This is a genomic window from Paenibacillus sp. FSL R5-0636 (assembly GCF_037974255.1).
In the GTDB taxonomy this organism is placed as follows: Bacteria; Bacillota; Bacilli; order Paenibacillales; family Paenibacillaceae; genus Paenibacillus_AQ; species Paenibacillus_AQ odorifer.
The window spans coordinates 1831780-1844449 of the sequence record NZ_CP150232.1 but is presented as its reverse complement, the minus strand read 5'-3'; the positions used below and the strand labels follow the sequence as shown (position 1 = coordinate 1844449).

Annotated in this window: 9 protein-coding genes; 1 reads left to right on the top strand and 8 read right to left on the bottom strand. The window is 46.3% G+C overall.

Annotated features, from left to right (window positions below; genetic code table 11):
• Positions 1 to 11 precede the first annotated feature (11 nt).
• The 4 genes from ptsG to MKX34_RS07985 all read right to left on the bottom strand — a co-directional run bounded on the left by ptsG (position 12) and on the right by MKX34_RS07985 (position 5746).
• Positions 12 to 2081, bottom strand: a complete 2070-nt coding sequence (ptsG, locus tag MKX34_RS08000; protein WP_076297605.1) for a glucose-specific PTS transporter subunit IIBC — start codon at positions 2079 to 2081, stop codon at positions 12 to 14.
• A 265-nt stretch (positions 2082 to 2346) separates the two neighbouring features.
• Positions 2347 to 3225, bottom strand: a complete 879-nt coding sequence (locus MKX34_RS07995) for a PRD domain-containing protein (RefSeq protein WP_036683575.1) — start codon at positions 3223 to 3225, stop codon at positions 2347 to 2349.
• A gap of 401 nt (positions 3226 to 3626) precedes the next feature.
• Entirely contained in the window at positions 3627 to 5210 is a 1584-nt protein-coding gene (locus tag MKX34_RS07990) for a flotillin family protein (protein ID WP_081383764.1), read from the bottom strand.
• Positions 5210 to 5746, bottom strand: a complete 537-nt coding sequence (locus MKX34_RS07985) for a hypothetical protein (RefSeq protein WP_036683577.1) — start codon at positions 5744 to 5746, stop codon at positions 5210 to 5212. The genes MKX34_RS07990 and MKX34_RS07985 overlap by 1 nt, the downstream gene beginning before the upstream one ends.
• Positions 5747 to 6980: 1234 nt before the next feature.
• Here MKX34_RS07985 and MKX34_RS07980 point away from each other — a divergent pair.
• On the top strand, positions 6981 to 7238 hold the full coding sequence (locus MKX34_RS07980) for a hypothetical protein (RefSeq protein ID WP_143763794.1): 258 nt from the start codon (positions 6981 to 6983) through the stop codon (positions 7236 to 7238).
• 139 nt (positions 7239 to 7377) lie between these two features.
• Here MKX34_RS07980 and MKX34_RS07975 read toward each other — a convergent pair whose 3' ends face one another.
• The 4 genes from MKX34_RS07975 to MKX34_RS07960 all read right to left on the bottom strand — a co-directional run bounded on the left by MKX34_RS07975 (position 7378) and on the right by MKX34_RS07960 (position 12506).
• Entirely contained in the window at positions 7378 to 8541 is a 1164-nt protein-coding gene (locus MKX34_RS07975; RefSeq protein WP_036680996.1) for an iron-containing alcohol dehydrogenase, read from the bottom strand.
• A 163-nt stretch (positions 8542 to 8704) separates the two neighbouring features.
• Positions 8705 to 10285 (bottom strand): UDP-glucose--hexose-1-phosphate uridylyltransferase, encoded by a 1581-nt coding sequence (locus tag MKX34_RS07970; RefSeq protein ID WP_076272351.1) that lies wholly within the window; start codon positions 10283 to 10285, stop codon positions 8705 to 8707.
• Between the two features lie 54 nt (positions 10286 to 10339).
• On the bottom strand, positions 10340 to 11326 hold the full coding sequence (gene galE / locus MKX34_RS07965; protein ID WP_036680993.1) for a UDP-glucose 4-epimerase GalE: 987 nt from the start codon (positions 11324 to 11326) through the stop codon (positions 10340 to 10342).
• 4 nt (positions 11327 to 11330) lie between these two features.
• Complete coding sequence (locus MKX34_RS07960; RefSeq protein WP_076297607.1) at positions 11331 to 12506, bottom strand: galactokinase; 1176 nt, start codon at positions 12504 to 12506, stop codon at positions 11331 to 11333.
• Positions 12507 to 12670: the final 164 nt, after the last annotated feature.

Genomic DNA, 12670 nt, shown 5'->3' with positions numbered 1-12670 from the left:
CCCTTGCACTTTTACTGAATCGTAATGATGTCTTGGTCTCCTATAGAAACCTTACCCGGCTTCTTCAATGTTACAGAAGAGCCTTCTGGTAAATTCGAGAAAATAACAGGTGAGATTACAGAAGGTGCATGTGCTTTTACATACTCTAAATCCACTTCCATAATCGGTTGCCCAGCCGCTACAAGATCGCCTTCTTCAACTAATACCGTGAAGCCTTGACCTTTAAGCTTAACCGTATTAACCCCAATATGAACGAGCACTTCCTTGCCTCCGTCAGACATAATACCGATGGCATGTTTGCTCGGGAACACGTTAAATACCTTACCGTAAACCGGTGAAGCAATCTTCCCATCTTCGGATAGGAACGCGAAGCCATCGCCCGTCATTTTTTGGGAGAATACTGGATCTGGCACCTCTGTGATATCCAACAATTCACCGTTTACTGGAGATACGATATCTTCCTTGATAATCGCTTCACCAGCTTCACCTGCCTGTTGTTCTTCTTCTGGCTCTGGAGTAACCACTACTGGAGCTGCTGAAGCCGCAGGTGTCTTTCCGTTAATCACATCTTGAATCTGCGATTTAATCGTGTCTGAACGTGTGCCAAAAATCGCTTGAACGTTATTACCCACTTCCAGCACACCTGATGCACCAAGTTTCTTAAGACGGTTCTTGTCTACGCCTGCCTTATCTTTAACTTCAACACGAAGGCGGGTAATACAAGCGTCTAGATGAGTGATGTTTTCTTTACCACCTAGAGCGGACAAAATGTTCCGCGGTAGATCATCACCGGCTCTGGAGACAGACTCCGTATTCACTTCTTCTTCTTCATTCGTATCTTCTTCACGACCCGGTGTCATAAGATTGAATTTCCGAATTACAAACCGGAAGCCGAAGTAATAAATTAAGGCAAGGGCCAGACCTACCGGAATGACCAGCCACCAAGCTGTACGGTTCGGGATAATACCGAATAGCACAAAATCTATAAAGCCACCCGAGAATGTCATTCCGATTTTAACATCCAGAATATGCATAGTCATAAAGGACAGACCTGCAATCACAGCATGTACAGCGAACAGCAATGGAGCCACGAATAGGAACGAGAATTCGAGCGGCTCAGTAATCCCTGTCAAGAACGATGTCAATGCCGCGGAAATCATCAAACTTCCGACGATCTTTTTATTCTGAGGTTTAGCTTCATGATAGATAGCCAAAGCCGCTGCTGGAAGACCAAACATCATGAATGGATATTTACCCGTAGTAAATGTCCCTGCTGTGAAGTCTACTCCATCGCGAAGCTGCTGCATGAAGATCCGTTGGTCACCACGTACCAATTCTCCTGCTTTATCAACGTAGGTACCAAATTCATACCAGAATGGAGAGTAGAAAATGTGATGCAGTCCAAAAGGAATGAGCGAACGTTCGATCGTTCCGAAGATAAACGCTGCAAGCGTTTTGTTCGTATCAATCATACTTTGTGACACATAGTTCAGACCATGTTGAATAGGTGGCCATACTATTGTCAGTAACAAGCCCAAGATTAGAGCTGTTACCGCCGTCATAATCGGTACGAAACGTTTACCTGCGAAGAAACCTAGGTAAGAAGGAAGCTCGATTTTGAAGAATCGCTTGTACATGGCCGAAGCCAATATACCGACGAGTATACCTCCAAACACCCCTGTTTGCAGTGTTGGAATCCCTAATACGCTGGCATACGAGAAGTCGCCTTGGCTTAGAACGTAATCATTAACACCAATAACTGTACCCATCGTAATGTTCATTACGAGGAAACCGATAATGGCAGCTAGACCCGCAACACCTTCACCCCCGGCTAAACCTATCGCAACCCCCACCGCGAAGAGTAAGGCTAGATTATCAAATACAATTTGTCCTGAATTCATCAATACGTTGGCAACAGCCTGAACAACATGGTTCTCCAGTGCTGGAACATATTGCAGGAAGTCTGGGTTTACCAGCATGTTTCCTATTCCAAGAAGCAAACCTGCCGCAGGCAGAATAGCTACTGGAAGCATCAGAGCTTTACCAACTCTTTGTAAAACACCAAACAACTTTTTAAACATTTAGGTTACTCCTTTCATTAATTTCACTAAAACAGATGCCAAAAAAGGCATGAGCAACACAGTATAGAAGTTGTAATCTAACGCTATCGTTAGATTGCCCCAAGAAGGGGGTTAACAACCAAAATACTGTAATTCACTCATGCCTGATCGAATCAGTTACACGCTCGATATTCTGTTTTGTTGATGACAGTGAACATTGTAGCATCGTTTTTTTTAAGTAGCAAGCGTTTTTTTTGAAACCATGATTTGTTACAACTTTTGCACTTTAAGGAGCTTCACCATTCTTGTCCATATCTTGTTCGTCCACTTTTTTCTGGGCAATACGCTGCAGGTGAATCGTCAAATAACTTACCTCAGCTTGATACACGGGAATTCGCACACGCTGTTCGATAATTTTTGTTAATTTCCAAGCCAACGAATACATCTCAGGATACTCCCGTTTCATGAGTCCATCCAGGGTTGAGGTCTCTTGTACCGCCTCTCCACGGCGTAATCTTTCTAGAACAAATCGCAGATGGGTTACCAGTCTTGAGTAATCAAGTGAATCCCGTGGGATTCGATAGTCCAGATAATTCTCGACTAACCCAACCAGCTCTCCAATCAAGAGAGAATGTTGTCTAACCTCGGAAATTTGCCTATTACTAAGTGCGCTGACAATATGAAGAGCCACAAAACCTATCTCATCCACCGGCAATTCCACGCCCATAGCCTCATTGATCCGTCCAATCGCATATTCTGCCATCTTATATTCCTCAGGATAAATCTCCTTAGTTTCATACAAAAATGGATTATGAATTGGGATATCTTGTTCAAAACGACGGATAGCAAAAGAAATATGGTCGGTAAGTGCAATGTGAATATGCTCATTAAGCGGCTGACGGTTACAATGCATAATATGTAATACTATTTCTTGAACGACCTCAATCAACTTCTCATCCACTTGGGGAAGAAGCTGTTTATATTGTTCCTGCTCCTCCTGGCTACGAAGAATAAACATCTTCTCCACGGAGGATAGATTAATCTGATCACGCAGCTTGCGGTTAAACCCTATCCCTTTACCGATAACTACAACCTCAGAATATTGAGGATGCTGGGCAATGATAACGTTGTTATTTAACACCTTCGCCACTGTTATGCTACTCATTTTTGACACCTCTTTTATTTCTAAACACCTAACTTCCAGCAGCATTCGCAATAAGAAATCGTACGATAAATACAAGCTTTGCTACCATCATAACACCAAGAATTGCATATTAGAAGAACACTCTGTGTCCTTACTAAGCTAGTAGATCAGAGTGAACAGCCTTAAAGGCTTTTATTTTACCTGAAAAAATCTTTAAACACCAGTGAAAGCGACGATGTCCATTTATACAATAATTCCCATGGTATTTCGATAAGCTATAAGCCTTCACCAAAAATCACCTGTATACGCACGAGCTGTTTATCATGTTGTCTGTTTTAGATCAACACATAAAGATTAAGGTATGACCAGCAGCTTTGCCAGTCATACCTTAAGTAAATTAAATCAATATAATTTGCATTAAACTATTTTTCCTTTTGTTCAGGCAGAGAAGTTAAAGTCTCGCTGGCTGCACTGGATGTTACTGATGGCTGAATATAAGTTGCAGGGGCAACTGCTGCGGTTGGTGTAACTGATGCTCCTTTGCTTCCGGAAGCTTTAGTGGTCAGCCCCTTGATCAGTGCCTCTACATCAATCCCTGAGACGCTCTTCAGCATCTCTGGAGCGGTGGACATTAGCTGAGTCACATAATTGCTGACCCGGGCTGCACCTTCCCCATTACCGGTATCTACAACGGTAAGTTTATCAATAGATGCCAGCGGCTTCGCAATTTGGCCAGCCAAATCAGGCAGCATTTTGACGATGATGTCGAGCACCGCTGCTTCGCCGAATTTCTGGAAAGCTTCCGCCAGTTTCTCTTTGGCTTCTGCTTCCGCTAGACCGCGCAACCGGATAACCTCAGCATCCGCTGTACCTTTAGCCAGCTCTGCATCCGCCATCGCTTGACCTTCAAGACGCTTCTGCTCAGATGTCGCTTTTGCTTGCGTTTCAATACTATATTGCAAGGCATCTGCCTCACGCATTCTCTTCGCCTTATCGGCTTCCGCCGCTTGCTCTACTGCATAACGATCCGCTTCTGCTTTTTTCTTCACTTCAGCATCATACTGCTTCTCGCGAACTTGAATTTCTTTGGCTTGCAAATCGATTTCACGTTCCTTACGTACCAGCTCAACCTTCATCTGTTCTTCAACAACGGTCTGCTTTGCACGTGCCTCTTGAATATGATAAGCCTGGTCGGCTTCCGCTTTCGCTGTATCCTGATCCCGTTTAAACGCAGCCACCTTAAGCTGGTTTTCCTTAGAGGCTTCGGCAATATTCGTATCCCGCAGCAGCTCAGCTTTTTGCCCTTGCTCTTCTGCGTTTGCCTTTTGAATTCTCGCATCCCGCACTGCTTCTGCTTCAGCGATCTCTGCATCCCGCTTCACAGCAGCTATCCGCGGTTTACCCAGTGCCTCTAGATATCCATGTTTGTCTCGCACATCCTTGATGGTAAAGGAAACAATTTGCAGACCCATTTTCTTAAGATCACGTGCCGCCACGCCTTGAACCTCTTGCGCAAAGCGGTCACGGTTACGATATACTTCCTCAACGGTCATCGAACCGAGAATGGCCCGCAGATGACCTTCAAGAACTTCTTGTGCTTCGCTCTTCAGTGCTTCAATCGGTTTGCCCATAAATTGCTCAGCAGCTGTCGCCACATCTTCCGTTGAGCTACCCACTTTAATGATCGCTACGCCGTCGGCAATAACCGGAACCCCTTGTTCGGTGTATACTTCCGGGGTCGTCACATCGAGTTTATGAGAAAGAAGCGACATAAATTCAGCCTTCTGAAAGACTGGGAGTATAAAGGCCCCGCCCCCGCGTACAATCTTTATTTTACGACCAGAACCATCGTCTGAAATATGATTTTTCCCTAAGAACGACCCCGTTACGATCATCCCTTCATCGGGTCCAACCGTTTTGTAACGTGCCCAGAATGCGATACCTAGCACAAACAAAACAGCAACGACAACAGCAGGGACTAACAAATACTCAGGAATACCGAACATTAAAGATCCACTCCTCTTCTCTTTTCGAATTCTGACACCAATGCAACGCCTTCTCTAACCTCCACTACAACAACTTTAATCCCTGCCGGAAGCAGCTCATGATCAAAGCTTGCTGCCGTATGCAGGCTATTGCCGGCGCCAAACTTTACCATAATCTCACCATAACCAGTGGCGGGAACAGGAATTGTGATTTCCCCGATCTTACCAGGCAGATCACTCATTGAGAAACCATTGGACATTTCGCTTTTTTCCATGGGCTTAACCACCCCTAGATACATAAGTACTCCCAAAAAAGCGGCGGCTAACAAAGACAAAGCAATGATCGCCCCAGCTTCCAGAGCGCTGTACCGGGTTAGAAGAATGCCCGCTCCGCCGAACACGGTTATTCCTCCTGCCAGCACGGTGGGATTCAGAAAATCTACAGATACGAAATCAAAGGCCCCATGCAAGGCATCTCCGATCACATCGCCCACCAGGACGCTGACTATGGCAAATATGACGCCTAGCGCCAAGCAGCCTAAATACAGCGTTTGCATTTTTGTTTCCTCCTGTCTTCAATCAGGACTGTCATATTACATTAAACGTACAAAGTAGGTCCTTGGTTTCACAATCTTTGGATATTCACCCAAATAAGTTCCATTCAGAGGATAAGCATGCGCACATTGACACTGTTTTATTACATACGATGGGGTTGTCCCAAAGCCGTCCAATAGTTGCTGAGGCGCTGATTTTTGTTGGAAAGTTACTTAATCTAAACAGCAAAATTTGTAGTGTCTCTGGTGTCCGAAAACTTGCTCAAAAGGCTGAAAATTCGCATATAACATCAGCTGGGTCCTAAGGTAGGCCGTATATTGGAAGAGGAATCAGTCGTGAGGGGATCTTACAAACCCTAGTTTGTTAGGTAACACTCTCGCGCGTATGAAGAGGCTATGCTGCTTACGCGCCTCGGCCCATCGGACTCAACAGACCCTATTCGCCGATTTTTCCGACATTTGTTATGCTATCGGACCGCATAGTCTCTATTGGCATGAAAAACAACAAATATAAGACCATTTCGAAGCAATAGTGTCTCTGGTGTCCGAAAACTTGCTCAAAACGCTGGAAATTCGCAGATAACGTCAGCTGGGTCCGTAGGGTAGGCGTGTATTGGTAGAGGAATCAGTTGTGTGGGGATCATACAAACCCTAGTTGGTTAGGTAATACTCTCACGCGTATGAAGAGGCTATGCTGCTTACGCGCCTCGGCCCATCGGACTCAACAGACCCTATTCGCCGATTTATCCGACATTTGGTATGCTATCGGACCGCATAGTCTCTATTGGCATTGAAACCAGCAAATATGAGGTCATTTCGAAGTAATAGTGTCTCTGGTGTCCGAAAGCTTGCTCAAAAGGCTGAAAATTCGCATATAACGTCAGCTGGGTCCGTAGGGTAGGCGTGCATTGGAAGAGGAATCCGTCGTGTGGGGATCTTACAAATACTAGTTTGTTGGTAACACTCTCGCGCGTACGAAGAGGCTATGCTGCTTACGCTCCTCGGCCCATCGGACTCAACAGACCCTATTCGACGATTTATCCGACATTTGGTATGCTATCGGACCGCATAGCCCCTATTCGCATGAAAACCAGCAAATATAAGGCCATTTCGAAGCAATAGTGTCTCTGGTGTCCGAAAACTTGCTCAAAAGGCTGAAAATTCGCAAATAACGTCAGCTGGGTCCGTAAGACTCCCGAGGACGGTCGACGGATTAGATTACGGGTGCGAACAGTGATTGATGAGGTGCGATCAGCGGCAATGGGTATCAGTCAGCGGCAGCGGAGGCGCGGTCAGCGGCAGCGGAGGCGCGGTCAGCGGCAGCGGAGGCGCGGTCAGCGGCAGTGAGGTTCGGTCAGCGGCAGCGGAGATTCGGTCAGCGGCAGCGGAGGCGCGGCCAGCGACAGCGGAGGTACGGTCAGCGGCAGCGGAGTTTACGGTCAGAAGCATAGGAGGTGCAGTCGGCGGTAGCGGAACTTGGGACGTGGGCGAGTGAAGTTGTGCAAGAGGAGCAAGTCACACTAGACCATAAACACAAAAAAGCGGATCCTCCATTAACGGAGGATCCGCTTCTTTGACATTCTATTGCGGCTTCTTGAATAAAGACAAATGGTCTCTTTCCGTAGAAGAGTTACTTACAAAGCCATTTTATAAATTTCAACTACATCTTCACGCTCAAGCTTGCGGAAATTACCAAACGCTCCGAAACGAACAGCCTTGTCAGCCATACTGCCGATCTCGCTGTCATCAATATCATAATCACCAAGTGTCTTCGGCGCACCGATGGAATCCCAGAAATTACGCAGAGCCTCGATACCCTCCAACCCGATTTCTTCATCAGTCTTGCCAGCAGGATCAACTCCGAACACATTTACCGCAAGCTTGCGGAAACGTGCAGGGTTTGTGCTGAGGTTATATTTCATCCATTGCGGGAACAGAATCGCCAAACCTCCGCCATGCGGAATATCGTATACAGCCGATACTGCATGCTCGATATTATGAGTCGCCCAATCTCCGGCAAAACCCATGCTGACCATTCCGTTAAGCGCCATCGTACCGCAGTACATGATGGTCTCACGCAGCTCGTAGTTATTCAGATCTTCGATAAGCTTCGGCGCGGTTTCAATTACAGTGCGCAGCAAAGTTTCACAGAAACCGTCTTGTACCGGTGTATTGCCGTCTGTATGGAAATAGTGCTCCAGAACATGTGACATGATATCCACCATGCCATAAACGGTCTGATCACGTGGCAGAGAAAAAGTGTTCTCTGGATCAAGAATCGAAAATGCCGGGTAGGCATGGACACTGCCCCAGCCCATTTTTTCCTTAGTAACCTCGTTTGTGATTACGGAGCCGTTATTCATTTCAGATCCCGTAGCAGCCATTGTCAGCACTGTGCCCAGTGGAAGCGCGTCTTGGGCCGCTGCTTTACGCTCTACAAAGTCCCACATATCACCATCATATTTCGCTCCAACAGCAACAGCTTTTGCGCAGTCCAATACGCTTCCGCCCCCTACTGCGAGAACAAGGTCAATATTATGCTCCCGGCACAGCTCTACGCCTTTATGTACTGTGGAAAGACGTGGATTGGGTTCTACTCCAGAGAGTTCAGTCACTGTAGCGCCTATTGAACTCAGCTCAGCAACTACTTTATCGTACAAACCGCTACGCTTGATACTGCCGCCACCGTACATCAAAAGCACATTTTTACCGTACTTAGGAACCTCCGTCTTCAAGGCTTCAAGGGTACCCTGTCCAAAAATCAGCTTGGTAGGATTATAAAATTCAAATTTACGCATATGTGTAAACCTCCAGTAGTTAATTCATAATGTCTTACTCCTTCGTATTATAAACCTCTGGTTACCCGCATTCAAATTAGGTGGCTGGATTTCGTCATTCCGAATAAAAAAAGATGCCCCAAGCCCATAGGCTTGAGGACATCCTTAAATCTAAATTCACTTACTACAAAGCACCGAAGCTAGTTACAAAACGGCGGAAAGCCGCTTGACCTTCTGGAGTCCGTTTGTAAACGCCAGCGTGTTCAAGAATATGCGTAAACTTGATGCCAACTTCGTTCTGCACAATCTTGAGCGCTTCCTCGTGTTGCAGTGCAGTTCCGAATCGCTCCACCAGCTCCTGAATCCAAGCCGCATGCTGCGCAAGAGAATGACTAGGGTCATTCTTCACCGCTTCTAACAGCGCTTGATCTCCTGCAAGAATACCTGCGATGGAATCAAGTTCTTCCTTCAAACGGCCCGGCAGAATCGCCAGTCCCATAACTTCAATCAAGCCGATGTTTTCTTTTTTGATATGATGCATTTCCCGGTGCGGATGAAAAATCCCTTCAGGATATTGCTCATTAGTCCGGTTATTCCGCAGCACAAGATCCATCTCGAAGCTGCCGTCCTCGGCCCGGCGGACGATAGGAGTAACGGTATTATGAGGTTGTACTTCACCGTCAACCTCACTAAAGGCTAGCACTTCCGCCTCTGGATCGCTGTAGGCTTTCCAAGCTTCATAAAGCGCATTTCCGCATTCCAGTAGAACCGCAGGATCTTCACCATTTAAGCGCAATACGGACATCGGCCATTTTACGATATTAATGCTGACACCCGGATAAGAAGCATGTGTAAATGTATCTTCCTTAGGCGCTTTTTGAATCGGGAACGTGTGGCGTCCGCCCTGAAAATGGTCATGCGTCAGAATAGAGCCGCCAACAATCGGCAAGTCTGCATTTGAGCCAATAAAATAATGCGGAAATGATTCCACGAAGCTAAGCAGCCGCTTCAAGGTATCCTTGGTAAGCTTCATTGGCACATGATCATGATGGAATACAATGCAGTGCTCATTGTAATAAACATATGGCGAGTATTGGAAGAACCATTTTTCATTATTCAGGTTAAGCGGAATGATACGCAGGTTCTGGCGCGGCGGATGATTGATCCGTCCGGCATAACCTACATTCTCACGGCACAGCAGACATTTCGGATAGACTGGCGGCGGGAGCAGCCGAGCCATCGCAATTTCCTTCGGATTTTTCTCAGGCTTGGACAAATTGATCGTCATTTCAATGTCTCCGTACGGCGAATCCTGCAGCCAGTAGACATTCTTGGAGATCCGATCCATCCGAATATAGTTCGAATCAATGCTCAATTTATAAAAACGGTCTGTAGCCGCGGAGATGCCTTTTTCAGCAGTCAGACTATAGAATTCAGCATTTACATCCGAAGGACGGGCCATGAGAAGTCCCATAATCTTGGCGTCCAGCAAGTCACGGTAAGTGTCACTATTCTCTGGGATCAATCCGATTTCAAAACCATAATCAATCAGTGCATCGAGTGGAGCCTGCGGCCCTTCCAATGCACTTTGATCGATGTCACCTACAAGCGGCTCACTGAAACCAAACTGTTCGAGCAGCACATTACGGCTATAATCTTCATCGGATGGAGCTATAAGCTGCTGGCGCAGTGCGAACAGAACAAGCTGCTCAATCGCATGTAATGCTATCTGGCCAGCAGGCATAATCTTATTCTCGTTGTGCATTTTAATTCTCCTTAAGTAGGGTCTCAAGTTCAAGATAAGCTAACCTAAAGTCCCTTATTCTCCGTATCCTTGCGGATTGGCAGAGTGCCAGTTCCATGCACTTTGAATGATATCTTCCAAATCTGCATGCTGCGGGTTCCATCCAAGGACGCTACGCGCTTTGTCGGAGGAAGCTACCAGCACAGCAGGATCGCCGGCACGGCGTTCTTGAATGACTACAGGAATTTCAAGTCCAGTAACCTTCTTCGCCGTTTCAATCACCTGTTTTACCGAGAATCCAAGTCCATTGCCCAGGTTGAAAATATTGCTGCTGCTTCCGCTGCGCAGGTAAGTTACCGCACGGACATGGGCGTCAGCCAGATCGCTGACATGGATGTAGTCGCGCACACAAGTACCGTCTTCTGTAGGATAGTCATCTCCGAAAACAGCGATACTGTCACGTTGCTTCAAAGCCGTTTGCAATACCAGCGGCACCAAATGACTTTCTGGACGATGGTCTTCACCGATTTTGCCACTGGCATGTGCGCCAGCTGCATTGAAGTAACGCAATGCTACATATTTGATGCCCAGTACTTTATCAAACCAAGCCATCATCCGTTCCATGGTCAGCTTAGTTTCTCCATACACATTGGCCGGTTCAGTGCGGTCTGTTTCTTCAATCGGCACCTTTTCCGGTTCGCCGTAGGTTGCAGCTGTGGACGAGAATACGATCTTGTTTACGCCAGCTTTTTGCATAGCTTCCAAAAGACACTGTGTACCATATACATTGTTGTCGTAATATTTTACAGGGTCCTTCATGCTTTCTCCGACCAGCGAGCTTGCGGCAAAATGGATAACCGCTTCAATCTCATTTTCAGCGAACAGCTTACCCAGCAGTTCTTTATCACGCAGATCACCTTCGTACAGCTTGCCACCCAGCAACGCCTCACGATGCCCTGTTAGCAGATTGTCGATGACCACCACTTCTTCGCCACGATCCAGCAGCTCCGCTACAGTATGAGACCCAATATACCCTGCTCCACCTGTTACTAAAATCGCCATCTGATTACACTCCCTTCAATTCTTGGACACCATTACCGATGCCGCAAACGTAGAACTCGCCAACCAAACCAGATCTTGTGGTATAGGCTTCACCAACTTCACGAATAAAACGTTCTATATCATCTTCATGTACCAAAGATACTGTACAACCTCCGAAACCCGCGCCAGTCATACGGGAACCGAGTGTACCTGGGATACGTCCAGCTTCTTCAACCATAATATCAAGCTCTGCACAGCTAACTTCATACAAATCGCGCAAGGACGCATGCGAATCATTCATGAACTGTCCAAACTGCTTCAGATCATTGTTTTTTAATACCTCAACGGAATCCAGCACGCGTTGATTCTCTTCCACGACATGGCGAGCGCGGCGTCTTACAATTTCGTCTGTGATTTTATCTTGATGTGCTTCGAACTGTTCACGATTGAGCTGTGCCAGATAAGCTAGCGAAGGCACTTCTTTTTGCAAAATAGCCAATGCCTCATCACACTGCTGACGACGTTCATTGTACTTGGAATCTACAAGCCCTCTGCGTTTGTTCGTGTTGCCGATAACCAATTTGTATGAACCTGTGATGAATGGTACCAAATTGTACTCAAGTGTGTCGCACATCAGCAGGATTGCATGATCGCGTTTGCCGTTAGCAACTGCGAACTGATCCATAATTCCGGAGTTTACACCTACGTACTGATTCTCCGCACGCTGGGACAAAAGTGCAATCTCAACAGTGTCTGTATCGCCGCCTTCGAGAGTCAGGAACGCATAAGCAGTAACGACTTCAAGAGATGCCGAGGAGGACAAGCCTGCTCCATTCGGAATATCGCCATGGAACAGCAGATCGTACCCTTTGGATACCGGGGTGCTTTTCTTATCCAGCTCAACCATTACCCCAATCGGATAGTCAATCCATTCACCAGTTTTGGACTTGCCAATTTCGCTATAATCAATAGAAGCTTCGTAAGGAAAATTAGTCGATGCAAAATTCACTTTGCTGTCACTACGTGGACGCACAATCAGCGTTGTACCGAATTCCAAAGCTGCGGGAAGTACATACCCCCCGTTATAATCCAAGTGCTCCCCGATGAGATTGACACGACCTGGTGCATAAAACACCTTAGCCTCTTCCCCGCTCACCCCATATTTTTCAATAAATTTGTTATTAAGTTCCTGTATGCTCATTAATGCCACTCCATCCTTTCGCTGCTTCAGCCAGTGGGAATTAGTAAAGCGTTCTTTATGTACTCATTATAATAGATTCATTCATCCTCTGATAATGCAATCATGTGTGTAATGTATGGATAAATGTGACTTCCCATAATATAATAATTACATATATTACTGTT